Raw genomic sequence first — 24,375 nt, forward strand, 5'->3', positions numbered from 1 at the left:
ATAATAACCAGTACAATGGCGATTTGTCAATACTTTTTTAAATTTTTACGAACAAATAGTTGACAGTTTTCGTTATTATGGTATATTTGATTTGTTAAGTAGTTTAAGCGCTTAAACAATTATATGATTTTGAGGATACACATATGATTCAAAACTACCTGCCAACCGGCAACGAAATGATTTCTCTCCCCAAAATAAACGAACAAACAGCAGGCATTGAAGATTTCACCTTTTTACACATGGGCTATAAAGGGCTGATTGACGTACGCGGCTCGGATGACCTTGCACTGATTCAGCCTTTTGTCTCGGTGGATGGAAAAGAGGCATCTCTGCAAAATCTGCAATGGAGCCGTTTATACTATTGGATACCACAATTCACGGCAACCGTTGATGATATCAGCGTAAAAGGGATCATCCTTACGCCGGTAGAAGAACGCGGGTTTGCTGTCGGCTTGGAATTACACAATAAAAGCAATCAGGCGCACACCATCAAGTATGGCATGCACGGCAAATGGCAGTCTTCTTGGCACTGTGTTAATGAGGATAAACCAATTGAAGGAACCATGCATTGCTATGAAAGCGCATGGAACAACAGCCTTGTTTTTGACGTGCGCTCGGGTGTTCCTATGTTTTGCTTTGCGCCCATGTCCGATGTTCCCTGCACTTCTTCCTTTGAAAGGAAAGACGATGGTGTGCAGTATCAGCTGTTCCGCGAAGAAACCATTGCCCCAAACAGCACATGCTGCATGACGATTTATTGGGGGCTGGGTTTTGAAGAGGTTGCGGCTACCACCAGTGCCAAAGAGATGGTACGGCAGGGTTTTGCGTATGAGCTGGAGCGCACCAAAGCCTACCTTGTAAAGCGCAGCACAAAACTGGATGACGAAAAGCTTACCGAGCTTTACAATACGAACCTGTTTTTTTGCATATTTTATTCCACGGGTATCACCTTAGATACGGAGGAACTGGTGCTTGTAACAAGCCGCAGCCCACGGTATTATGTTAGTGCCGCTTATTGGGACAGAGACAGCCTTTTGTGGAGTTTCCCTGCCATTTTAGACGCGGATGCCAAGCTTGCAAGACAAATGCTTGAGTATGTGTTTGGCAGGCAGCGCAGAAACATTGGTATACATTCGCGCTTTATTGACGGTACTGTGCTTGAACCAGGTTTTGAGCTGGATGAACTGATGGCTCCCGTGCTTGCACTGGAAAGCTACATACGCGCAACGCAGGATTTATCTATTTTAGGCGAACCAAACGTACAAAAAGCAATGGACGAAATACTGGATAAGCTTGAAAGCCGCAAACACCACACAGTTGCATTGTATTCCACTTTTTTACAGCCTACCGATGATGAGCATGTATACCCCTATTTAACCTATAACAACGTTCTTGTCTGGAAAGCATTGTGTGCTGTTTCAAAGCTTTTTCCATCCCATACCGCAGCAGCAGCGCAGGCAGACAAAGTGAAAACTGCAATTGCCGAGCATTGCGTTAAAGTAAAAGATGGGAAGCATTACTATGCATGGTCTGTGAATTTAGAAGGGCACCATGACATTTACGATGAACCCCCGGGCAGCTTGCAGCTGCTGCCGCACTTTGGCTTTTGCAGCTATGATGATGAGGTTTACCAAAACACGGTGGACATGATCCGCTCACCCGATTATGCTTACAGCTTTGCGGGCTGCAATATTGTAGAAATCGGCTGTCCGCATGCACCCCATCCATGGATGCTCAGCGTTGCCAACAGCCTTATTTGCGGACGTATCGACCACTGCAAAGATATTTTGCTGAAAGTAAAGATGGATAACATGATTGCCTGTGAAAGCGTAGATGAGACAACAGGAGAATGCACAACCGGAGAAGCGTTTGCCACTTGTGCCGGATTTTTATGTCACGCAATCAAGCTTGCGTTCGGCGGAGGTAAACCAAATGAGAAATGATATCACTCTTTTTGAAAAAAGCATCACAGCAGAAAGCAACTGTTTTGCAGATGATTTTTACGAAAGCACCTTTTTTACGGGCAATGGGCGCATGGGGGCACGCGGTTACATACCGTTTGAGCCTTCCGCCCGTCCGATACAAACGGGACTTTTTATCGCAGGTGTTTATGACGAAATAAAACCCGGAATTACTGATTTTGTAAATCTCCCTACCCCTATCTGGGAACAAATTAAAATGGACGGCAAATCCCCCACTCTTGCTGCTCCCATCAAACGTACTCTTGATTTTTCATGCGGTGTGTTAAGTTTTGAATATGTGTTGACTGTGGGAGAAAAGCATTTAAATGTTTTGCATCAACGCTTTTTTTCGATGTCACAGACATCACTTCTGCTGCAACGCACTATTTGCATCCCTCAAACAGAAATGCACGTTCATATTGAGAGCGGGATACACACCGCCTGCTGCAACTGCCCCATCCCCGATGACCAGGTGAAGGAAAACAGCGAAACCATTCAATTGACTATGGAAAAGAATACCCATTTTTACGACAATGGGTTTACCAGCAATTTTGCAACCCATGTTACCAATATCTCTTTAGAACAGCAGATAAGCTTTCGTACACAAGGCTTTGGCAAAGGGGTTTCGTTCCATCGGGCAGGGGACGCTGTGGGGATGAGTTTTGACGTTGACGCTGCCAAAAACCAAACTCTTTTTATTGAAAAAGCTGCTGCTCTATTCACAAGCCGCGACAAAGACCCACTCATCACTCCTTTATCGTCGGGATGGAGCTTTGATGGACTGTTAGAGCAAGAAAAAGTATGGTGGCAAAATAAGTGGCAGCTTTGCGGCATTGAAATACAAGGAGATGCACAAACACAAGCCGCCTTGCATTATTGTATTTATCAACTGATTGTCAACTGTTCTGCCAGAGACGATACTGTGAACATCGGTGCTCGCGGCTTGACACATACACGCTATAAAGGCTGCTATTTTTGGGATACCGATTTGTTCATGATGCCGTTTTACCTTTTAACCGACCCTTGCGCCGCAAAAAGCTTAATGCAATTTAGGGTGAATACGTTGCCTCAGGCAAAAGCGCATGCCGCTAAAATGAACAATGCCGGTGCTCGTTACCCCTGGATGGTATCTTACGACGGAACCGAGCAATGCGAAAGCTGGGATATTGGTGCAAGTGAGGTACATATAACCGCAGACATAGTTTATGCGATGAACCAGTATGTCACTGCCACTTTGGATGAAGAATTTTATAAAAACGGCGCAGCAGAGGTTTACATTGAAACCGCCCGTTTTTGGCTGAGCCGTTATACTCCCGAGCCCAATACAGACAAAGTAAATCTTTTGTTCTGCAAAGGCCCGGATGAATACTGCGGCATTACAAGCAATAATCTGTTTACAAATGTAATGGTGCAGCACAATTTAAAATTGGCAATCCGTGCGGCAGAATATTTAAGACAAAACAATTTTGGACAATACCAAAAGCTTGGTATAAGTGAGGATGAAATACAGACCTGGGAATGCCTGCACCACGCAATCAAGCTGCCTCAAGACCCTGTAACCAAACATTGGCGTACAGACGATACCTTTCACCTTTTGGAGCCGGTTGACCTCAGCACAATCAAGCCGGACGCAGGTGCCAGTTATCACCATGTTTGTTTTGACCGTTTACAGCGTTACAAAGTGATAAAACAAGCGGACGTTCTTTTATTGATGAGCCGTCTCCCCGAAAAATTTACAGCGCAGGAGAAATTAAACGCTTGGGAGGACTTTGAGCCTCTGTGCTTGCATGATTCCACCCTCAGTTTTGCCTCTCATGCACTGTTTGCCGCGCAAAACGGATTGGTAGAGCCTGCGGAGCATTATTTTGAGCAGGCGCTGTATTTGGATTTAAAAGAGGTTATGGGTAATACAGGTAAAGAAGGGCTGCACCTTGCTTGCCTGGGTGAAACATGGCAGGCAGTTGTATTCGGCTTTGCAGGGCTGTCTTTTGCAGATGGTTCGCCTAAGCTCCACCCACATTTACCCGATTCGTGGACTTCGCTTAAATTTAACTTTATATGGGAAAATAAAACATATTGCGCAAAAATAAGTGCAGATGGTGCATCTATTACCTTGTGGTAGGTTTTGAGGAATATTCTGTATGCTATTGTCATGAAAATCGCCAGATGTAAAATATAACAACAGCATGCAATTGGGTACTATAAAAGAAAAAGGGATAGGCAACAGCCTATCCCTTTTATGTTTATATACAACTATGCCAACCCAGCTGTTGTGTGAAATGCACAATATTTTAAGAGAGAAAGAATGAGATACTACTAAAAATAGGTTGGAGGGGTTGCAAATAAGCAGGTTCGATGCTATATTGATGTTAGTTATTTCGGACTCCGAAATAACAATGCGTTTAGGTGGGTGATAGTGTGAAAAAAAGCGGATTAAAAGATATGAAAAAAATTAACCGAACAATTATTATAGAAAATATTTTAAAAAAAGGTTCTATGTCGCGCATTGAGCTTGCACAGGCAACAGAGCTTTCGCCAAGCACCGTATCCGGCCTTGTAGGCGAAATGATACAGGAAAACCTTTTGGCAGAAACAGGTGCACAGGCCTCAACAGGAGGGCGCAGCCGAATAGAACTTTCAATCAACAATCGGTATAGCAATATTGGAATTGTCGAGATTGCCAGAAACGGCGCCAAATTTATATTATTTGATATGGCTCTTAATCAGAAATGTGTCATTGTCCTTTCAGATAATTATATTTCGGGCAACGATTTACTGATAGCCATAACATCGGCAGTGTTTCAGTGCTTTAATCATGAGCAGTTGCGCGAAGGCAGCATGCTGGGGTTTGGGCTTTTGTTTCAAGACGATATGCAGTCGGGGGAGTTTAACGTAATGTATTCCACCGGATTTTCATCTGCGAATATTTCTCTGCGTGAGGCACTGATAACTCAGTTTCATTTGCCGGTACTGGAGGAGTATTCTCAGGTTTACACCTTAACCAATGCCTTACATCAGAATGAAACGCTTAAAAACAGTGCTCATATTGCAATAGGTAGTAAGGTGCTTGTCAGTATTACTTTAGCAGGAGAGCACCTGCAACTGCGGGACGGACGTTTTTCGGATATTACGCCGTTGCTATCCAACGCCAATCAAGAAATACCAATGTTGCTTGAAGATAAAATTGGCCAAACTGAAAACTCTGCCGATATGCTTGCAAACCAAACCGGTTTCATAACAATTTTGGTAGACCAGCTTGCAGTTTCTATTTCAGCCCTATGTACATTGTTCCCGCTTGAAACAATCTTTTTATCCGGGAAGATAACCAAAATAAACGGATTTGTAGAAGCTGTTTTCAAGCGCGTTCAAAATGCAATCTATCCTTTGATTGCACCCAAGTTTGATATTTCAAGTTCTGAACCCGCCAATTTGGCAACTGTTTTGGCAGAGAACTTGAGAAAGAATGTACTTTGTTCGTTATAAATTATTTTATAGGAAGAGGGAGACGTGAATGAATTTTAAACAAATGATTGCGGACAACAAATTCTCGTTGGTGGTCAGTTTACCATCCAACAACTTGGATTTGGCAAAGGCTGCCCTTGAAGGAGGTGCACAGGCGGTTAAAGTACACTGTAATGTATGGCACAGGGCAAGCGGGCATACGTTTGGTACGTATCAGGAGAACAAACCTTTTCTAAAAGAGCTTATTTCTCTTTGTGGGGATGTACCTGTTGGCCTGGTGCCGGGCGCAGAAGAGGCTTTTATTACGGTTGAAGATCGTTTGGAACTTGAATCTATGGGGCTTGGTTTTTTTTCGTCCTATATCCACCATTTACCTTGCCACATGATGGAAAGCGAAAAGCTTGTAAAAATGGCGGCGATTGATTATACATACAACCAGAATACGCTTGATGCGGTTAAAAACTCTGCTATTGATGTATTAGAGTGCAGTGTGCAGCCGGGCGAAAACTACGGTACACCGCTTAACTATGCGGATATTTTGCGCTATTCAGACATTGCTGGCAAAAGCGGAAAAAACTGTCTTATCCCCACGCAAAGAAATATTAAGCCGCAAGAGGTGAAACACCTTGCAGACGCAGGTTGCAAAGCGGTTATGATAGGCGCCATAGTCATGGGGAAAGAACCCGACGCCGAGCAAGTAAAATCGGTTACCGCAGCCTTTCGCAATGCAATAGATGCTATTTAAAAATATGATAACGCGTAAAAATAAGGGCTGCCGGCCCTAAAAAAAGGAGCACAGTTATGTTACAGGGGAGTTTAATTATCGTAGCGTTCCTTGTTATTGCAAGTTTAATGATGACAAAAAAACTGCCTACTTTGGTAGCATTGCCTTTGATGGCTGTTTTGATTTGTATCATTGCCGGAGTACCCGCTGTGGGGACTGATGCAGAGGGTAAAGCAATCGGTTGGCTGCAAACTGTCATCGAAGCAGGTACGGTTCGCATGGGCAGCGCCATTATGGCTGTTATTTTTGGTGCATGGCTTGGCCAGCTGATGAATAAAACCGGCGTTACCGAAAGCATTATCAAAAAAAGCGCCGAGCTGGGCGGTGACCGCCCATTGGTAGTTACAATTATAATGGTAGTAGCTTGTTCTGTATTATTTACTACACTTTCCGGTTTGGGTTCAATCATTATGGTTGGCTCCATCGTATTGCCAATCTTAATTTCGGTAGGGGTACCGGCTCTGACTGCGGCATGTATTTTTTTAATGGCTTTTACCACCGGAATTACCTTTAACATTGCAAACTGGAAAACATTTTCCAGCATATTCAGCATTGATATAGAACAGATAAAAGGTTTTGAAATGTACTTAGCAATAGCTACATTTGTAGCAACACTTATATTCGTATTTATTGAGTTTAAAAAGAACGGCATCAAATTTAGCTTTTCTGCACCGGTAAAAGAAGAAGCAGCAACAAAACAGCTAAGAGGATTTTCGAGTATTATGGCAATGTTAACCCCATTAATCCCGATAGTTTTGGTTGCTGGTTTTAAAATACCGGTTATACCGTCTTTTATAGCAGGCATTATCTGGATACTTGTGTTTACCTCGAAGGGCTTTTCAAAAGCGATGAACCTTTTAGTTAAAACTTGTTTTGACGGCATCGCAGACTCTGCACCTGCCGTAATCTTGATGATTGGCATTGGTGTTTTGTACCTCGCCGTTACACATACAATGGTGAAGGACGTTCTCAGCCCGTTTTTACTTGCGGTAGTACCTTCAAACAAGCTGGGCTATATTATTTTCTTCTGTGTACTCGCGCCGTTGTCGCTTTACAGAGGCCCGATGAACCTGTTTGGTTTGGGCTCCGGAATAGCTGCACTTATTATAGGGCTTGGTACATTGTCACCGCTTGCCGTTATGGGTGCTTTTCTTGCTGCAGAGCGTATTCAAGGCTGTGGAGACCCCACCAATACACAAAACGTTTGGACAGCAAACTTTGCGGAGGTTGATGTAAACGGCATCACCAAAAAACTGCTGCCTTATCTGTGGGTTATTTCGATATTTGGTGTTATTCTGTCAGCCGTATTGTATTATTAACACAAAACTTGCCAAGCTGTGGAAGAAATTATTTCTTCTGCAGCTGAGAGCAGTATATTTGATTTTTAAATATGCTGCTCTCAGCTGCAAAGCCATTTACATTTTTGGAGGACGCTATATGAAAGTTCGCATAGGGATTGACGTTGGCGGTACATTTACCGATGCTGCCGCCATAAACAACGATACATATGAATTGATAGGTACGGTAAAGGTTCCAACCACTCATACAGCCCAAGAGGGTGTAGCCGCAGGCATTATAGAAGTGTTACATAAGCTTATGGAACAATGCAACATAAAACCCGAGGATGTTATTTTTATTGCACACGGTACAACTCAAGCAACCAATGCATTGTTGGAGGGCGATGTTGCCGAAGTGGGGATTATAACCCTTGGTACGGGTTTGGAAGGTGCAAAAAGCAAAAGTGACACAACAATGGGAAGTATTGAACTCGCGCCCGGTAAATTTTTAAAATCTCAAAATGCTTATATTGATACTGGGGCGGCAGGCGATTTAAAACAAGCTATTAAAAAAGGTGTAGAAGAGCTTGTTAAAAACGGAGCCAATAGCATAGTGGCGGCAGAAGCATTCAGCGTTGATGACCCAACAAACGAAAACACAGCGGTACATCTATGTACAGGACTTGGCGTACCAAGCACCGCCACCAATGATGTTTCTAAGTTATATGGCTTGAAAACGCGTACAAGAACCGCTGTTGTCAATGCAAGTATCATGCCGAAAATGCTTGAGGCTGCCACTATGACAGAGCAGAGTATTTTCAACGCAGACATTAAAAGTCCGCTTATGGTTATGCGCTGCGATGGAGGGGTTATGACGGTTGAAGAAGTACGCAACCGCCCTATCCTTACCATACTTTCGGGCCCTGCGGCGGGTGTTGCAGGTGCATTGATGTATGAAAAGCTTACGGATGGAATCTTCTTTGAGGTGGGCGGCACTTCAACTGATATTTCCTGTGTTAAAGACGGTAAGGTAATGATTAAATATGCCGAGGTAGGCGGACACAAAACCTATCTAAACAGCCTTGATGTGCGTACCGTCGGTATAGGCGGAGGAAGTATGGTTCAGGTAAAAGGCGGCAAGGCGGTAGAAACCGGCCCCCGCAGTGCACATATTGCCAATTTAAAATACGAGGTTTATACAAAAGCAGAACAAATCGTAAATCCTCGCCTCACAACCATACGGCCAACCCCAACAGACCCCGAATATGCGTGCATAGAATGCGACAACGGCATAAAAGTGGCGCTTACCATGGCAGGTGCCGCTAATATTGCCGGATATGTGCGTGAAGGAGATTATGCTTACGGTGATGTTGAAGCCGCCAAAAAAGCATGGAAGCCACTTGCAGATAATATGGGGTGTACAGTAGAAAAAGCAGCTGAACAGGTTCTTACCTTTGCCGCAGCCAAAAATGCCCAAACAACGGCACAACTTATGAAGGATTATAATATGGACCCTCGTACAACTATGTTTGTGGGCGGCGGAGGTGGCGGGGCTGTTGTAGTACCTCATCTTGCAAAAACTATGGAACTCAGCTATCGGATTGCTAAAAACGCACCGGTCATATCCACCATAGGTGTTGCACTTGCTATGGTACGCGATATGGTAGAACGTACGGTAGCCAATCCCACAGACCAAGACATCATCAGTGTACGAAGAGAGGCTGAACTCAAGGCAATCCAAAACGGTGCAGCCCCCGGAACGATTGAAGTTTCGGTAGAGGTAGATACACAGCGCAATGTAATAAGGGCAATCGCAGTTGGTGCTACCGAATTAAGAAGTAAAAACTTGCTAAACCGTCAACTCAGCAAGGATGAACTGTTGAAAACAGTGGCTGAAAATTTGGGCGTTGCGCAGTCTCATTTAAAAATAACCGCCGAAAACAAGACTGTTTATGCAGTTCAATACGATAAAATAGAAAAAAAGCTCTTCGGTTTAAGAAAGAAAAAAACTCATCCCCTGCGCCTTATTGATGATGAAGGCGTTATCCGTTTGCAGAAAAACAATGCATGGGTGAAACAATCAGCAGTTAAACAATGGCGAAACGATGCAGGCTTTTTAATTGAAGAGCTCACAGTATACAACGATGGCGGTGCAAACCTGCCGAATATTTATATTGTGATTGGAAAACGCATTATTGATTTATCCGGTTTGCAAAATGATGACCAGATTTACAGCCTTGGCGATGTTGAGCTTTCAGGTTGCGGAGAAGATGAACCCATAATTATTGCCTGCACAAAGCGTGTGGACGCATAAGAAAAAGGAGAATAACGATGCCGCAGGATGCTTTTCCTTTCCCAAAAATAGAACTTGCCTACAAAGAACTCAGCTATGATTTGTGCTTTGCAAAAATCCCCGTAGAGGACAGAGAAAAAATTGTACATTCCGCATGGCAAAAAGGCAAAAAGGCAGCGGAATCTATATTGAAAAAGCATAACGGCGAAACCAGCTTTTTTAAGCTTGCGGTAGAGTGTGGGCTGCAATGTGAAGAACAGGATAGGGATTGTGTCATCGGCAACCGCAGGTATTTCAGCGATTATCTTTCAGGTCAAAACAAAATAATTCTCCATTTAAAATCCATAGCTCTGTGGGCAGAGCAAAACAACCTTGCTATCTCTACGGCGAAAAATATGATTTTAGGCCATGAGTTCTTTCATTTTTTAGAATATACAAAAATCGGTCTTACAAGCCGCGAATATATGGTACCTGCCGTTTCAATTGGTTCTTTCAAGTTTGGTAAAACAGGGGTTCGGGCTTTGAGTGAAATAGGCGCACATGCCTTTGTAAGAACCTATTTTGAACTTTTGCAAAATTGGGAGGCATAATATGAATAATTGTTTAAACTATGATGTTGTTGTGATAGGCGGAGGACCTGCGGGAGCAACTGCGGCGATAGCTGCAGCGAGAGAAGGCGCAAAAACGCTGTTGGTTGAACAAAACGGATACCTTGGCGGTATGCTTACAATGGCAGGTACAGGGCCGCAAATGACTTTTCATGCAGGCAGTACACAGGTTGTAAAAGGCATACCGGATGAAATAGTAGAACGCTTAAAGCAACTTGGGATGTCGCCCGGGCATATGGAGGATTTTGTGGGTTATGCAAGCAGCATTACCCCATTTGACGCTGAGGGCATGAAGCTGGTGCTTGAAACGATGGCGCAAGAGGCAGGCGTAACACTGCTTTACCATACAGTTTATACAGGTTGTACCGTGGAAAAAGGGAGCATTCAGCAGGTGCGCCTTTTTGCGAAAAATGGTTTTTTTAATGTTACTGCAAAAGTGTTTATAGATTGTTCCGCCGATGCAGACCTTGCAACACACGCCGGTATTCCCAGTATTTATGGGCGAGAAAGCGACAACCTTGCGCAGCCAATGACCATGAATGTAAAGGTTGCAAACGTAAACCGCGATATGGTTATGAAATATATTGTTCAAAACAAAAACGATATGCTTCATACCATCCCTTTTGACCGTTTGCAGCAACTAGCACGTACCGGCATGCAGGGTGCGTATTCCGTAATCAAGCTTGCAAAGCAAAATGGCAAGTTTAACATAGACCGTGATATGGTTCTGTGCTTCGAAACAAATAATAAAGGCGAGTTTATCCTCAACATGAGCCGCATTGCCAATAAATCGGCTGTTGATGCGTTTGATTTAACGGATGCTGAAATTGAAGGCAGACGGCAGGCTCACCAAATAGTTGCTTTTATGAAGAAGTATATACCCGGGTTTGAAAATTGCCATATTGTTATGACAGGGCCTCATATTGGTGTTCGTGAAAGCCGAAAAATAGAAGGCGTTTATAAGTTAACAGCAGAAGATTTGCTGAGTAACCGGATGTTTGAAGATGCAATTGCGATGGGAGGCTATCCCATTGATATACACTCGCCTGATGGCGAAAGCACCAAGCATTGCTTTTTAAAACCGGGCAGTTGGTATTCTATTCCTTACCGCTGCCTTATTACAAATCAAATCAGCAACCTAGTTGTTGCAGGCAGATGTATCAGTGCTACGCACGAAGCATGCGCCGCTGTTCGCGTTACGCCTATCTTAATGGCAATTGCCCAGGCGGCAGGAACAGCCGCTGCCCATAGTGCACAAAACAACATTGCTGTAAATTGTATTGATATAAACTATCTGCGTAACAGACTCAAGAAAAACAATGTTTTTTTGGGAGAATACAATGCTTAATTGTTATTTGGGTTAGCACTTGCTTGAATTAATTTAGCAAAGCCAAGCGGCTTCGCCAACGTATGGCAGCGAAATATTTTTATATAATATTTAATGGTGTGCAAAAGGCAGACAGTTTTTCGTAAGCTGTCTGCCTTTTGTTGCTTTTACACAATTCCTCCTATTCCATCAAACCGAGTACGCCCAAAGCACCGGATGTTAATTTTTTACCGCATATTGATATAATTATTGATATTTTTAAATAGTATTAAAATAAGGAGGTGTGTAATCCGTCAAGCTATCCTATTGGTAATGTTCCGGTGTTAAGTGTAAACAGCACAAAATTTTATAAACTTGCATGATGTACAAGTTCTTGACACTTAAAGGTGTGCTTGCAACGGCATTTTTCAGCTCAGACTTTATAAGCCTGTTCTTAATGATGCAGAATATGCGTAAGGCAAAACAGCAGAGCCGCCATAGTGAAGTAAAATTTTGAAAGGTGGATAAAAATGAGTAAACTTAAAAGAGCAATTCTGTTTGTAGCAGCAAATATTTTATTCATTATAACTCAAGTAGTAACCTGTGTACCTGTATTGGCACAGGAGCCGGCTTCACCAAGTGTACGGTTTGGTGTAATAAGCGATGTTCACCTCAATGATAAATCCTCACAAGATTACAAAGAAGATAAAAATTTAATCAAAGCACTTACGAAATTTAAGCAAGAAAATATTGATGCACTAATGGTTGCGGGAGATATTGCAAACAGCGGGAAAAAGGGATCATATGAAAAGTTCAATAGCATTTTCAATCAAGTATTTGATGACCCCGCTACCAGACCGCAAAAGTTAATGGTAATGGGGAATCACGATTACTATGGAAGCATATTCCCGTCTTTATGCCGGTCTCGTTTTAAATCGGCTTTCGGGGCGGATATCAATAGAACAATTGTGATGAATGGTTACAGTTTTATTGGCGTAAGCACCAATGACAGGTCTACAGAAGGTGATTTTCCATCAAGTACATTAAATTGGCTAAAACAGCAGATTGATAATGCCATTGCATCTGACCCCAACAAGCCTATCTTTGTTTTTTCGCATATCCCTGCAATTAACACAAATTATATGAGTGATGGTTGGGGAAATTCTGAACTCAGAAATTTTTTAAACAGTTATCCTCAAGTAATCCTGTTTGCGGGGCATACTCATTGCCCTTTAGAAGATGAACGTTCCATTGACCAGACAGATTTTACCTCCGTAGCTACATGCACATTAAGTTATACCGAACTTGAAAACGGCAAAGTAAATGGCAGTGTTCCTCCGCGTGCAGACGAAGTTGCCCAAGGGCTGATTGTTGATGTTACCGATTCGACAGTAGACATTAAAAAATGGGACTTTCATAACGATGAGCAAATAAAAGACGATTGGATGATTGATCTGCCAATATCAAAAACGGATTTTATTTACGGCAATACCAGGGCAGATTCAAGAAGTGCCCCAGAATTTGCTGAAGGCAGCAGCATTACCGTAACTAATGTTACTCAAAACACTGCATCGTTCACTGTTCCGCAAGGTGTTCATGATGATTTTGTTCATTCATACCGTGTTAAAGTAATCAATCAAACTACAAACCAAGTAACTTCCAATCAGTTGTGGTTTTCAGATTTTTATTTAGGTATTCCTCAAATGGCACCAACTCAAACCTTTACTGTCAGCGGGTTAAGCAAAGGAACAAAGTATCGTGTGGAAATAGCGGCAATTGAATCTTTTGGGAAAGAAAGCACTCCGTTAACCACCACCTTTACAACAGAACCTACTTCTATAGAAGGAATTACTCCAATGCCTGATTTGGCAAAAGAGCAGTATCTAGATTCATCTATCCCAAAATACTTCGACAGCGGTGAGACCAGAACGGTAATAAACTTTGAAAATGAGGGTGCAGCATGATTATATCCCAATTGATTAGAGTGATGTAACTTCAAATAATTATCCTAGATATAAATTCAATTGCGCTTTGCACAGCAAACTCTATGACAATATCAGCGCTTATTTTACTTACAATAATCTCTCTTAAAACAGCATAATAAAAAGGCAGTAGATAGTCTATCTACTGCCTTTTGTGTTGAAAATTACTCACCAAAGCAGCCCACAATCTTACCATAATCTACAATAAAATGATGATACGCTTACCCTGAACGCATTACTGCAATGGCAGCTTCTGGTGAATAGGGCGCATGCTACCTCGTCTGTGCTGATGATTGGCCCCTTTGCCATAACCGCAAGCTCTTGCAGCAACCTTTGAATTGGGTGTAGTTGTGGGGCCAGCGATACTCTTGCAGCATCTGCATACCATCGGGGGTGATGCCCGCAATCTGTCGGTCTAGCGCAGGGTTGATGCGATTGAGATAGATGCTCACAAGTGATGGAACGGTGTCGGAGCGCGCTCTCAGTGGCGGCAGAGGCACTACCACACAATCAATCTCTCGCACAAACTCCTGCCCAATGGGTGAGATCCACTCGTTGGCAGTACGCACGCTGCTGAAAAGCACGCGGTTGCGCCTGCATACCTCCATTACCTGCAGTGCAGCGATAAGCTCACGAGCCATCTCCCCGTCAAGTGCATCGACATTGCGAAGGTGCAGTGTGTTGACGGTGTCGCTTAGCGGACAATTTGGGCTGTTGAGAAGAAAATCCCATGTCTTTTTGTTGAAAGGTGGGCATAGTTAACCCTGAAATGATTGCCGATTATGTGATACTTGATGCGTCAATGATCAAGAATCTGCCTCGCAACATAGCGGCGGCCACAGGTGTGGATGCACTTGCACATGCCATTGAGTGCTTCACCTCCAACAAGGCAAATCCTTGCTTTTTAATCTTGAGGTGCGCCAAGGGCAAAAGAATATCTTTGGCGGGCAGTACTTCGAGTGTATGAAATCACCGTTTCTCGGTACACACGGTCATATCGCTATGTGTACCGATGACCTTGCAGGTGCAATGGAGGAGCTTAAGTCTAAGGGCTTCAGCTTCAACATGGATACCGCCGCCTACGACACTGACGGCAGAATAACGAATGTCTATCTTGCAGGTGAGTTTGCGGGTTTTGCAATCCACATTATGCAGAAGAAATGAAAAAGTGACGGAAAAAACCTTCTATCGAAGAGTAAAAACTACGATAGAAGGTTTTTTGTACCAAGGGGCTATATGCACATCTTAAAGAATTAGAAGATACCATGATATATTATAATTGAGGCAACATATAACTGAATGGATTCAGAATGGAATATAAATAAGGATAGGAAAAAATATGCAAGGATATGAATCTCATCACATGGTTTTTATCAAAGTTACTAAAACAACTTTATAAAACTTTCCAGTTGCTTATCGCCCTCTGGTATAGAGTATATCGTTCCTGCGCCAACGCCATATGTAAACATAAATTTTCCGTCGTCACGCAAATTCAGCGTGACTTTTTTTCCAAAACCTTTTTTAAGGCTTTGTATTTCAGCACCGGTAAAGTGAAAGCACATATCATTATCTATGGTTAAGTTTTCTTTGCTTAGTCCATCGCCGATGGATAAAAAGTAAATGTCAGTGCCTTTAAAGCAAGTAATAAACATAATTTCTTCAAAAGGGTTTTCGTTAAAATGAACCCTAAGTCCAACTACGCTTGCCGCAACATTAGCAGCAACATTTTTTAATAAGTAGCCTCCTGCCTTTTTAAATGTAGACATGGCGCTGCTTTTAGAAGCTGTTAATGTCATATCCCAGCCTTTTAATTCGGGCATGGCTTCTTCTGCAGTTTTTCTTACCAAAGCAATATAATCTTGCTGTTTTTGCTTTTTATTGAATAATCCCATTGTCATTCTCCCCGTTGTTGTCAAAGCTACACATAACAAGCATATTACCACAGTTTTTGCAGTGCAGCTTTTATTTTAAACAAAAAAACCTCGCGACGCAGTTTGCGTAGCGAGGTTTTTGTTTGGTGCGGATAACAGGACTTGAACCTGCATGAGCGTGAACTCACTAGAACCTGAATCTAGCGCGTCTGCCAATTCCGCCATATCCGCATATATAACGTTCCCTTTTAATTTTTACACGGTGAAGAAAACTTAAAACCGAGGTGGAGCACTTAGCTTAACCCACAAATATAAAAACGAGAAAAATCTCGAATTTATCGAATAATTGAATATGTATACAGAAGTGCACAACCTAAATCTAGTGCACAAAGTCCATCATATCCGCATGTTGCTTTACTATATTATCATTTCCCAATTATTTTGTCAAGATGTTTCTGAAAAAATGATTGAAACAGGGAGATGCATCTCGCGTCTCCCTGTTAGTTAATTAGAATCTGCGTTTTTGCCTTTGTATCGAGAGAATACAAACAATTACAGAAATTACCGCAATGGCGCCCGATGCAATGGTAATTACCATCCATAGCCGAACACTGCTTTCTGGCTTGGGCGGCTGTACTACAGCAGGCTGTGTGATTGCTTCAGCAGGCTGATCGGGCTCTGACTCAGATGCAGAAGAGGAAGAAGAAGCTTCCGATTGGGAAGAAGATGATGGGGGAGGTGTAATTGTACCCACAACCTTGGGGGGCGCCTCTTTGACGGGCGGGGCAGAAGTCTGCTCGGGTTCTTCAGGTACTTCTGGCTCTTCTACAGGTGTTTCGTACAATTCCTGCAAATCGTTTAAGTTATAATAGATACGGTAATCTTCGATGGGATGCATCTTTTTACCATAAATAATGATGCTGTCGCCTCGGTAATCAATTTCTAATGTGACATCTTTGTCTTTGAGTTCTTCCAACACTTGAACAGGAATAATTTTATAGTCTTTGGCTTCGACATAGATGATTGCTTCATCGGATGCATACGTAATGTCCTCTCGTATACCCATCCAGTAGTCATAAGCCAAACGATCTGCGTCGTTGGTACTTTTGCGCGATGTTCTTCTATGACCACTGTCAACAATTTCACTGCTGTCGTAAACCTGTTCACTATTGCCTATTGCCGGAGACACAGAGTTTATCAGTTGCAAAGCACTTACCGGCAGTAATGCAAATACCAAACAAAATGTGACGATGTAGGTTAGCGTACCGCGCATACTTTTCTTCATGGGGTTGTCCCTCCTACTCATAAAAGGTAATGAATGCATATCTCAAGTTGAAAATATTGGAGATATTTTCCTAATTTAATTATACACGATATGAAAATGAAAGCAAGAAAAATGTAGTGAAAGTGCAATTTTTAGGTAATAATCAGCAAAAAGATATGGTTGACAAGAATACACCAATGTGGTATAGTATAGACACAGTAAACGATAACAATTACTATTATCGCTGATTGAATAAAGAAATAAGAGAGAAAACTGTAATGAAATATTCAAAGCAGAGAGAACTTGTACTGAACACTGTCATAGAAAATCCAGTACATCCTACTGCCGATTTTGTGTACAGCCATCTCCGAAGCGCAAACCCAAACATCAGCCTTGGTACTGTATATCGCAATTTGAATCTGCTTGCCGATCATGGTCTCATTCATAAAATAGCGATCCCCAACGGCAGCGACCGTTTCGATTTTCGTACGGATGAACATTATCATATGATTTGCGACTGCTGCGGAGAGGTTTTTGATGTAGAACTGGATAGTTTGAAAGAGCTGGATTCTGAAATTGAAAAAAGCACAGGGTTTGTTGTCAGGCATCATGATCTCATTATCAATGGTTTATGTAATAAATGCAAACATAAATAATATAAGACAGAAAGAGGTAAGATTATGGAATTAAAAGGATCGAAAACCGAAGCGAATTTACTGGCTGCGTTTGCAGGCGAATCTCAAGCAAGAAACAAATACACCTATTATGCATCCAAAGCAAAAAAAGAAGGCTTTGAGCAGATTGCAGCGCTGTTTACCGAAACGGCAAACAATGAAAAAGAACATGCCGAAATATGGTTTAAACTGGCTCACGGGATCGGAACAACCTCTGAGAATCTGAAGGACGCTGCTGCGGGCGAGAATTATGAATGGACAGATATGTACAAAGGCTTTGCCGAAACCGCCAAAGAAGAAGGCTTTGATAAAATTGCATTTTTATTCGAAGCTGTTGCAAAAATTGAAAAAGAGCACGAAGAGAGATACTGTGCACTTCTTGCAAATGTTGAAAACGATACTGTATTTAAAAAAGACGAAGAGATCGTTTGGATTTGCTTAAACTGCGGACATATTCATCGCGGTAAAACTGCGCCTGAAAAATGCCCGGTGTGTGACCACCCCAAGGCTTACTTTGCACAAAGAGTGAAAAACTACTAATTACTAATTAAATGAATCTACATTATAAAAGCCGCCTGATTCGCAATCAGGCGGCTTTTTGTGTTATTGGTTATGCAGGGATAAGCCCCATTACAAAGATTACAAGAATTAGTGCCGGAGCAATATATTTTATGCATATATTGAATATGCGGCTAATATGGAATTTTACGCCATGCTGCTGTACTTCTGCAGCAACATTGTCCACACCCCATACGTAGCCCACAAACAGACAAGTACAAAATGCACCAATCGGCATAAAGATCTTATCGGTTAGAAAGCCCATTGCATCAAACAAGTTCATACCGGCTATAGTAAAGTCTGCAAGCGGCCCCATCGAGAGCGATGCAAATATACCGATAATGCCCATAATGATTGCCATTAGCACCGTTGCCTTAATACGGCTCCAGTGATAATGGTCGATAAAGTAAGCGGCAACAACCTCCAACAAGGCAATAGCTGAGGTAGCAGCTGCAAAGAACACCAGGATAAAGAACAAAAGGCCGAACAGCCCGCCGAAAGGCATGGAGCTGAAAACAGAAGGAAGTGTTTCAAAAATAAGGCCGGGGCCCGCGGTGGGTTTAAACCCAAATGCAAATACGGCGGGAAGAATGGCAAGACCGGACAAAACAGCCATTAATGTATCGAGGCCTACGATGTAAAATGCATTTTTTTGCAGGTTGGAATCTTTCTTTAAATAGCTGCCGTAGGTGATTGCAATACCAAGGCCAAGGCTGAGGCTAAAGAAAATCTGCCCCATAGCAAGAACCATAACGTTACTGAGTTCGCGCAGCGAGCCCAGTGCATCAAATCTTGGTACAAGAAGAAATTTTACACCTGCCATACCGCCCGGTAAAGTGACTGAACGCGCTGCCACAACTACAATCAAAACAAAAAGGCAGGGCAACATAAACTTGCTTGCCTTTTCAATGCCTTTGGCAACGCCCCCTATAACAACTACCGCACAAAATGCCATAAAAAATATATGCCAAATGGCAGGTTCAAACGTGCTGGATACAAATTTTCCGAAATAAGCTGAGGTATCCGAGCCGAATTTGCCGCCGGTCAAGTAAGCAAAAATATATTTCATCACCCACCCACCAACTACGCTGTAGTACGAGAGAATGATAAAAGAACAAACACAGCACAGAACGCCGACAAACGTCCATTTTTTGTTCAACTTTTGAAATGCACCAATGGGATTAAGCTCTGTTTTTCTGCCTATACTCATTTCAGCGAGCATTATAGGAACACCGAGAATCAGTGCGAATAAAATATAAAATACAATAAAAAATCCACCGCCGCTGTTACCGGCGATGTAGGGGAACTTCCACAGGTTGCCAAGCCCGATTGCAGAGCCTGCGGCTGCAAGAATAAACCCGAGTGATGAGGTGAACTGACCTCGGTTGTGTTTTGGTGATTGGGACATAAGTGTACTCCTTTTCTCTTAGATCGATAAACGCAATACTTTATAGTTTACTTCATATAGGGAATAATATCAATATTCAACAAAAATCTTGCACCTTTACCCCATAAAACTACGAATTGCATGTCGATTTTTCTTACACGTTGACGAATATATTTACAAAAATGCCAATGCACATTACACTGTTATGTAAAGGGAGGGATAAGGCATGAACCGAGAAAAACTGCTTAAATATCTGCCACTTGTGGCAATGGCAGCTATCGTTGTATTTTTTGGTGCTGCCCTTAAGCGTATTTCAATTAACGATATTTTAAGCATAGCGCCCCACAACTACGTGTTGGCTTCGTTAACAATTTTAGGGCTGTATGCAGTTAAATCGGTATCGGTTGTTTTCCCTCTGTTGGTTTTGTATATTGCTGCGGGGGCAATGTTCCCTACGCTGTATGCAATCTTGCTCAGTGCAGCAGGGTTGTTCATCTGCATTGCAATTCCATATTATATCGGGCGATTTTCGGGTAGTGAGGCGGTAGGCAAACTGGTAAAAAAATACCCCAAAGCACAACAGCTATCGGATTATTCTGAGAAAAACGGTGTGTTTCTCTCTTATCTGCTTAGAGTGGTAAACATTCTGCCAGGCGATATTATAAGCATGTTGCTGGGTGCTTCGGGCATGGATTTTCGCACCTATGTGGTAGGCTCCATTTTAGGGCTTTTGCCTGTGATGATACCCGCGGTTTTGGTTGGCAAAAACCTTGAAAACCCCACCTCGATGCAGTTTATTTTGCCTTTTGCTGTTATGATTATTATTTCGCTTGCATCCACTGTTTTATATAACCGCTATAAAAAAAGAAATAGAAAGTAACTCGGATAAATTTTTAATACTGGATTTTTAAAGGGAGACTTGGAAAAGTTTCTCTTTTTTATGCTTGACTTTAAATTCTACATAATGTAGAATGATGTTACTACACAGTGTAGAAGATAAAAGGAGCCACATGATCATGACGAAAATTTCTAAATCCGAGATGGAACTGATGCAAATTATTTGGGAACATGCCGCACCAATTACCAGTGGCGAGATTCTGGAGCGTCTGCCTTTGGGCAGGGACTGGAAAAACACCACAGTACTCACCTTTTTATCGCGCCTTGCAGAAAAAGGCATGGTGCAGGTAGAAAAACAAGGCAAGGCAAATGTTTACAAAGCTTTGGTGAGTGAGAAGAGCTATCGGGGGAAAGAAACAGTCAGCTTTTTGGAAGATGTACACGGCGGTTCTGTAAAAAGTTTTATGGCATCGCTGGTTGACTCCAACGAACTGACGCAACAAGAAATCGATGAGCTGAAAGATTGGCTGTCGAAGAGGTAAGTAACATGCTAAACTTTTTTTATCGCACAATATTGCCGCTTACGATGGCAGGTTCAGCAACCATGCTCGTTTTGCTCGTTCTTACTCCACTTGTAAAACAAGTTTGGAACAGTACATGGCAGTACTATGCGCGGCTAATCCCGCTTGTGGTATTTATTGTGCCGTTTCATGTGTTGCCTTTTCAGCAGCGCCCGCACGAAATGCCCGCTGATGCACATGTTCATATAACGGCGGTAAACCAATTGTTTGAAGCCGTTGTACAACCGCCTTTGCCTACACCGAGTAACACGGTAACACCGTTGCATGTGGTGGCTGGGGTATGGGCAGTTGGTGCGTTGCTGTTTGCAATGTACAAGCTGTTTGTTTGGGCGCGGTTTTACCAAAGTGTACGTCATTGCAGTGCCACGGTTACCGACAGCACATTAACACAACAGTTGGATTGGTGCAAAGGGAACCTGCATATAAAGCGCAACGTGGGGGTTAGAGTGTGTGAACAGGTGGGCAGCCCCATGCTGATGGGCATTTTTCAACCTGCTATTATCCTGCCCAACCCCAAGATTTGCAAGCAAGAATGCGAATTGATTTTTTTACACGAACTAACTCACTGCAAGCGCAGAGACTTAGTTTATAAGCTTGCGGCACTGTTTGTAAATGCACTGCATTGGTTTAACCCGCTGATGTATCTTTTAAGCAGGCAGATAAATGAGCTGTGCGAACTTTCGTGTGATGAAACACTGGTACAGTATATGGATAAGGAGCAGCGCAGGGCATATGGTTTTGCGATTCTCAACCAAATGAACGGTAAACGGTGGAGAGTTCCCGATGTAGTGTCTGGTTTCATAGGAGGAAAGAAACTTATGAAAAGGAGATTGCATTTAATTATGAGTGTTCAAAAAACAAAAAAGCTGTTGTTGTTTGTTGGTATCTGTGCGGTCATCGGTTTAAGCACAGTGGGCGTATTTACAGCAAGTGCGTTCAACCCTAAAACACCAAAGCCCCAACAGATGGCTATGAGCAACGAGGCAACCGATTATGGCAGCAGTGAAATTTTGCTTGAGCCCGAACAAGAATTTGAAGATTCTGCCGAAGATTTGGCTACTGTGATTGATGACTCTAAATATTTAGGAGAGCCTAAAATCTCGCTGATTAAGCCGGTGACGGATGGTTGGGTTTCCGCATCCTTTTGGAGCTATGAAAAGCACATGGGTACAGATTATACAGCGCCTGAAGGTACGGACATTCTTGCGGCTGCAAGCGGAACCGTTGCATTTGCGAAAGATACGGAATATGGTTATGGCAAACATATTATTCTTGACCATGGCGATGGAATAACTACGCTTTATGCACACTGCAAAGAACTTTTGGTAGAGCCGGGTGACGTGGTGCAGCAAGGCGATGTGATTGCAGTTGTAGGTAAAACGGGCACTGCTACAGGCTACCATTGCCACTTTGAAGTACGCGTGAACGGTAAATATGCTGACGGCGAAAAGTGGATAGAAGCATAACAAAAACGGAGCGATGCTTTAAGCATCGCTCCTTCGGCTGTATTTATTATTTTAGGTTTTTAGAATTAATCATTTCAAACTCCGGGGTTTTTTCCACAACACTGGCTTCCATTAAAGCAGAAATTTCTTCATTCAACTTTGCGCCGGCTTTTTCAGCAACAATTTGCGGGGCAACCGTATCTTTGTTTTTGTCAAAGTAATCGGCTGCAATGGGCAGGCGCTGAATGATGTGATAACCGAAGCTGGATTCGACCAAACCACTAATTTCGTTATCTTTCAGTGCTTTTGTACCCTCGTAAAACTCGGTAACCATTTGCCCTTCAGGGAAATAGTAGCCGTCGGGGGTGCTGGTCATCCCGGGGTCTTCACCGTATTCTTTTATCAAAGCATCAAAATTTTCACCTGCTTTGGCACGGCTCAGTGCTTTTTCGGCAGTTTCTTTTTTCTTTGCTATTTCTGCTTCATCGGTGATGTCCTGTGTTGAAATGAGGATGTGTTTTGCATGCAAATAATTCTCGTTAAAATAGGTTTTCACTTCATCCTCAGACGGCGCAAGACGGCTGCCGGCAGAGGTCATAGCCTCTTGCACTTTGGATTGAAGTATTTGTGACTCAACAACACTGCGGTAGAGGTTCTCGTTAAGGAACATTTCTTCCAGTGTTTTTTTGTATTGTTCTAATCCGCCTGCTTGTTCGATGGCGCTTTTGATGTTGTCGTCAACTTTCTTTTTATCTTCGGCAGTCAGCTCAATTTTATTGTCTTTTGCGTATTTGCGCAGAATCCGGTCAAATTTTATGGCTTCCAGGGCTTGGTCTTTGGCAGAATTCAGCATTTCTTCATTTGCCCAAATGTCGGTTTCTTCACCCGATGCCGAAGAACTTGCCGCACCTGCAAACATCTGCTCAAAATATGCTTTTGATGACAAGAAATAATAGCGGTATTCTTCAAGAGAAATATCCTCGCCGTCAATCTTTGCAATATTTTCTACTTGAACGGGTTTGCCCTCGCTGTCGGTAAGGTAACTCTGTTTTTTTGATGCAGCACCGCAACCGGTAAGTGCTGCAGCAGAGATTGCAAGCGCAAGCACCAAAGCAGCAGATTTTTTAATTAAATTCATAATACCCTCCAATTGGTTTTATTATAAAATGTAATGTCTGACAGGTTTTAATTATACAGCATGTCTGTAGCATATTGCAAATAAAACAGCCTGCAAAGAAAAAATCTTTACAGGCTGTTCAAATTATGTTCTTTACATAGAAAAAATTACATCATTGGGCGGGCAATGGTTACACCGCCGCCAGCAATTACCTTGCTGCCGCCACTTTTAACAGTGCCACTGGATTTAGATGCCGTACTGCTTTCGGATTCAGACGATGCATCTTCACTGGACGAACTTTCTGTTTCGCTTTTTTCGTCTGTTTTTTCAGAGCTTTCTGCATCGGCTTCACCGCTAGCTTCTGTTTCGCCATCGCCCTCAGCAGGGTGTGATGCCTCTGAATCTAAAGCGGCATCGCCGTTTTCAATGGGGTTGCCATTTTCATCCAGAGCCATGCTTGCTTCAATTCCATCACCGTTTACCATCATGTCTCCACCCGATTTGGGCTTTTTAACAAATGCAAATACAATCAGCGAAATGCTGATAGCAATAACAATTAGCACAATGATTTTTTGTTTGGTAGTAAATATAGCCTTTTTGTTTGGATTGGGATATTTAATACCTGCAAAAATCAAACCACCGATTGCCCCAAGGGCAACCCCACCGACCAACGTGATAATAATATATTTGAGCACCGTCACAATGCCTGCGGCACCTGCAGCGCCTGCCATACCTACCGATGGATCCATTCCCATAAGAAAAATACTCCTCTCTTTTGCCATACAACAACATCAAAACGCATGAATTAACATTTTTTATGATACACTATTTATAAATAGATGGCAAGTGCGATGCCAAGCATTTTACATTTTGTACACAGAATTGAGCGTTAAATGATGCTTGAATTTTTTGTTCCAGTAATCATATAGTGCCGATAATGGGGTGAATTGTTGCATCTCAATTAAAAA

General features: G+C 42.6%; 21 protein-coding genes, 1 tRNA gene and 1 pseudogene. 16 read left to right on the forward strand and 7 right to left on the reverse strand.

Annotated elements, in window-relative coordinates:
• Positions 1-143: 143 nt before the first annotated feature.
• The 9 genes from EDD70_RS00765 to EDD70_RS00805 all read left to right on the forward strand — a co-directional run bounded on the left by EDD70_RS00765 (position 144) and on the right by EDD70_RS00805 (position 13,655).
• A complete protein-coding gene (locus tag EDD70_RS00765) occupies positions 144-1,943 on the forward strand; it encodes a glycoside hydrolase family 125 protein (RefSeq protein WP_092753967.1) in 1,800 nt (599 codons plus the stop codon).
• Positions 1,933-4,083, forward strand: coding sequence for a glycosyl hydrolase family 65 domain-containing protein (locus EDD70_RS00770; RefSeq protein ID WP_092753965.1), 2,151 nt, complete (start codon positions 1,933-1,935; stop codon positions 4,081-4,083). The genes EDD70_RS00765 and EDD70_RS00770 overlap by 11 nt, the downstream gene beginning before the upstream one ends.
• A 296-nt stretch (positions 4,084-4,379) precedes the next feature.
• Complete coding sequence (locus EDD70_RS00775; protein ID WP_092753963.1) at positions 4,380-5,444, forward strand: MarR family transcriptional regulator; 1,065 nt, start codon at positions 4,380-4,382, stop codon at positions 5,442-5,444.
• 28 nt (positions 5,445-5,472) lie between these two features.
• Positions 5,473-6,168, forward strand: coding sequence for a hypothetical protein (locus EDD70_RS00780; protein ID WP_092753961.1), 696 nt, complete (start codon positions 5,473-5,475; stop codon positions 6,166-6,168).
• 56 nt (positions 6,169-6,224) lie between these two features.
• Positions 6,225-7,526, forward strand: coding sequence for a C4-dicarboxylate ABC transporter (locus tag EDD70_RS00785; RefSeq protein ID WP_092753959.1), 1,302 nt, complete (start codon positions 6,225-6,227; stop codon positions 7,524-7,526).
• Between the two features lie 118 nt (positions 7,527-7,644).
• Positions 7,645-9,798: a hydantoinase/oxoprolinase family protein gene (locus tag EDD70_RS00790; RefSeq protein ID WP_092753957.1), complete on the forward strand. Its 2,154-nt coding sequence runs from the start codon at positions 7,645-7,647 to the stop codon at positions 9,796-9,798.
• Between the two features lie 17 nt (positions 9,799-9,815).
• A complete protein-coding gene (locus EDD70_RS00795; RefSeq protein WP_092753955.1) occupies positions 9,816-10,367 on the forward strand; it encodes a hypothetical protein in 552 nt (183 codons plus the stop codon).
• Between the two features lies 1 nt (position 10,368).
• On the forward strand, positions 10,369-11,733 hold the full coding sequence (locus EDD70_RS00800; RefSeq protein WP_092753953.1) for an FAD-dependent oxidoreductase: 1,365 nt from the start codon (positions 10,369-10,371) through the stop codon (positions 11,731-11,733).
• Between the two features lie 488 nt (positions 11,734-12,221).
• Positions 12,222-13,655, forward strand: coding sequence for a metallophosphoesterase (locus EDD70_RS00805; protein ID WP_092753951.1), 1,434 nt, complete (start codon positions 12,222-12,224; stop codon positions 13,653-13,655).
• Positions 13,656-13,945: 290 nt separating this feature from the next.
• Here the strand turns inward: EDD70_RS00805 and EDD70_RS00810 are convergent, their stop codons facing one another.
• Positions 13,946-14,314 carry an AAA-type ATPase lid domain-containing protein gene (locus EDD70_RS00810; protein WP_092753949.1) on the reverse strand — a complete coding sequence of 123 codons (369 nt, stop codon included), beginning with the start codon at positions 14,312-14,314 and terminating at the stop codon, positions 13,946-13,948.
• A 104-nt stretch (positions 14,315-14,418) separates the two neighbouring features.
• Here EDD70_RS00810 and EDD70_RS00815 point away from each other — a divergent pair.
• Positions 14,419-14,571, forward strand: a pseudogene (locus EDD70_RS00815) (iron-containing alcohol dehydrogenase); the annotation flags it as partial.
• A complete protein-coding gene (locus EDD70_RS00820) occupies positions 14,571-14,837 on the forward strand; it encodes a 2-dehydro-3-deoxyphosphogluconate aldolase (RefSeq protein ID WP_242943112.1) in 267 nt (88 codons plus the stop codon). The pseudogene EDD70_RS00815 and the gene EDD70_RS00820, both read left to right, overlap by 1 nt.
• A 218-nt stretch (positions 14,838-15,055) precedes the next feature.
• Here the strand turns inward: EDD70_RS00820 and EDD70_RS00825 are convergent, their stop codons facing one another.
• From EDD70_RS00825 to EDD70_RS00835, 3 genes are all read right to left on the reverse strand, one after another.
• A complete protein-coding gene (locus EDD70_RS00825; RefSeq protein ID WP_092753947.1) occupies positions 15,056-15,565 on the reverse strand; it encodes a hypothetical protein in 510 nt (169 codons plus the stop codon).
• A 123-nt stretch (positions 15,566-15,688) separates the two neighbouring features.
• Positions 15,689-15,775: transfer RNA gene (locus EDD70_RS00830), tRNA-Leu, on the reverse strand.
• A gap of 277 nt (positions 15,776-16,052) precedes the next feature.
• Complete coding sequence (locus EDD70_RS00835; protein ID WP_092753945.1) at positions 16,053-16,829, reverse strand: hypothetical protein; 777 nt, start codon at positions 16,827-16,829, stop codon at positions 16,053-16,055.
• A gap of 257 nt (positions 16,830-17,086) precedes the next feature.
• Here EDD70_RS00835 and EDD70_RS00840 point away from each other — a divergent pair, with 257 nt between their 5' ends.
• Together EDD70_RS00840 and rbr are read left to right on the forward strand one after the other, a co-directional pair.
• On the forward strand, positions 17,087-17,464 hold the full coding sequence (locus EDD70_RS00840; protein ID WP_092753942.1) for a Fur family transcriptional regulator: 378 nt from the start codon (positions 17,087-17,089) through the stop codon (positions 17,462-17,464).
• 21 nt (positions 17,465-17,485) lie between these two features.
• On the forward strand, positions 17,486-18,022 hold the full coding sequence (gene rbr, locus EDD70_RS00845; protein ID WP_092753940.1) for a rubrerythrin: 537 nt from the start codon (positions 17,486-17,488) through the stop codon (positions 18,020-18,022).
• A gap of 70 nt (positions 18,023-18,092) precedes the next feature.
• On the opposite strand, the gene EDD70_RS00850 is transcribed toward rbr, so the two are convergent.
• Positions 18,093-19,448: a sodium-dependent transporter gene (locus tag EDD70_RS00850; protein WP_092753938.1), complete on the reverse strand. Its 1,356-nt coding sequence runs from the start codon at positions 19,446-19,448 to the stop codon at positions 18,093-18,095.
• Positions 19,449-19,653: 205 nt separating this feature from the next.
• On the opposite strand from EDD70_RS00850, the gene EDD70_RS00855 reads away from it, so the two are divergent.
• From EDD70_RS00855 to EDD70_RS00865, 3 genes are all read left to right on the forward strand, one after another.
• Positions 19,654-20,307 (forward strand): TVP38/TMEM64 family protein, encoded by a 654-nt coding sequence (locus tag EDD70_RS00855; RefSeq protein WP_092753936.1) that lies wholly within the window; start codon positions 19,654-19,656, stop codon positions 20,305-20,307.
• A gap of 136 nt (positions 20,308-20,443) precedes the next feature.
• On the forward strand, positions 20,444-20,806 hold the full coding sequence (locus tag EDD70_RS00860) for a BlaI/MecI/CopY family transcriptional regulator (RefSeq protein ID WP_162840872.1): 363 nt from the start codon (positions 20,444-20,446) through the stop codon (positions 20,804-20,806).
• A 5-nt stretch (positions 20,807-20,811) separates the two neighbouring features.
• On the forward strand, positions 20,812-22,311 hold the full coding sequence (locus tag EDD70_RS00865) for a M23/M56 family metallopeptidase (protein ID WP_092753932.1): 1,500 nt from the start codon (positions 20,812-20,814) through the stop codon (positions 22,309-22,311).
• Between the two features lie 46 nt (positions 22,312-22,357).
• On the opposite strand, the gene EDD70_RS00870 is transcribed toward EDD70_RS00865, so the two are convergent.
• Together EDD70_RS00870 and EDD70_RS00875 are read right to left on the reverse strand one after the other, a co-directional pair.
• Entirely contained in the window at positions 22,358-23,428 is a 1,071-nt protein-coding gene (locus EDD70_RS00870) for a peptidylprolyl isomerase (protein WP_092753930.1), read from the reverse strand.
• A gap of 146 nt (positions 23,429-23,574) precedes the next feature.
• Positions 23,575-24,162: a hypothetical protein gene (locus EDD70_RS00875; protein ID WP_092753928.1), complete on the reverse strand. Its 588-nt coding sequence runs from the start codon at positions 24,160-24,162 to the stop codon at positions 23,575-23,577.
• Positions 24,163-24,375: the final 213 nt, after the last annotated feature.

Source organism: Hydrogenoanaerobacterium saccharovorans (assembly GCF_003814745.1).
Lineage (GTDB): Bacteria > Bacillota > Clostridia > Oscillospirales > Ruminococcaceae > Hydrogenoanaerobacterium > Hydrogenoanaerobacterium saccharovorans.

Bases quoted from the DNA above. Each gene is read 5' to 3' on its own strand.
- EDD70_RS00765 (WP_092753967.1), top strand. From the start codon at position 144: ATGATTCAAAACTACCTGCCAACCGGCAACGAAATGATTTCTCTCCCC.
- EDD70_RS00770 (WP_092753965.1), top strand. From the start codon at position 1,933: ATGAGAAATGATATCACTCTTTTTGAAAAAAGCATCACAGCAGAAAGC.
- EDD70_RS00780 (WP_092753961.1), top strand. From the start codon at position 5,473: ATGAATTTTAAACAAATGATTGCGGACAACAAATTCTCGTTGGTGGTC.
- EDD70_RS00785 (WP_092753959.1), top strand. From the start codon at position 6,225: ATGTTACAGGGGAGTTTAATTATCGTAGCGTTCCTTGTTATTGCAAGT.
- EDD70_RS00790 (WP_092753957.1), top strand. From the start codon at position 7,645: ATGAAAGTTCGCATAGGGATTGACGTTGGCGGTACATTTACCGATGCT.
- EDD70_RS00795 (WP_092753955.1), top strand. From the start codon at position 9,816: ATGCCGCAGGATGCTTTTCCTTTCCCAAAAATAGAACTTGCCTACAAA.
- EDD70_RS00800 (WP_092753953.1), top strand. From the start codon at position 10,369: ATGAATAATTGTTTAAACTATGATGTTGTTGTGATAGGCGGAGGACCT.
- EDD70_RS00805 (WP_092753951.1), top strand. From the start codon at position 12,222: ATGAGTAAACTTAAAAGAGCAATTCTGTTTGTAGCAGCAAATATTTTA.
- EDD70_RS00810 (WP_092753949.1), bottom strand. From the start codon at position 14,314: ATGGCTCGTGAGCTTATCGCTGCACTGCAGGTAATGGAGGTATGCAGG.
- EDD70_RS00825 (WP_092753947.1), bottom strand. From the start codon at position 15,565: ATGGGATTATTCAATAAAAAGCAAAAACAGCAAGATTATATTGCTTTG.
- EDD70_RS00835 (WP_092753945.1), bottom strand. From the start codon at position 16,829: ATGAAGAAAAGTATGCGCGGTACGCTAACCTACATCGTCACATTTTGT.
- EDD70_RS00840 (WP_092753942.1), top strand. From the start codon at position 17,087: ATGAAATATTCAAAGCAGAGAGAACTTGTACTGAACACTGTCATAGAA.
- EDD70_RS00850 (WP_092753938.1), bottom strand. From the start codon at position 19,448: ATGTCCCAATCACCAAAACACAACCGAGGTCAGTTCACCTCATCACTC.
- EDD70_RS00855 (WP_092753936.1), top strand. From the start codon at position 19,654: ATGAACCGAGAAAAACTGCTTAAATATCTGCCACTTGTGGCAATGGCA.
- EDD70_RS00860 (WP_162840872.1), top strand. From the start codon at position 20,444: ATGACGAAAATTTCTAAATCCGAGATGGAACTGATGCAAATTATTTGG.
- EDD70_RS00865 (WP_092753932.1), top strand. From the start codon at position 20,812: ATGCTAAACTTTTTTTATCGCACAATATTGCCGCTTACGATGGCAGGT.
- EDD70_RS00870 (WP_092753930.1), bottom strand. From the start codon at position 23,428: ATGAATTTAATTAAAAAATCTGCTGCTTTGGTGCTTGCGCTTGCAATC.
- EDD70_RS00875 (WP_092753928.1), bottom strand. From the start codon at position 24,162: ATGGGAATGGATCCATCGGTAGGTATGGCAGGCGCTGCAGGTGCCGCA.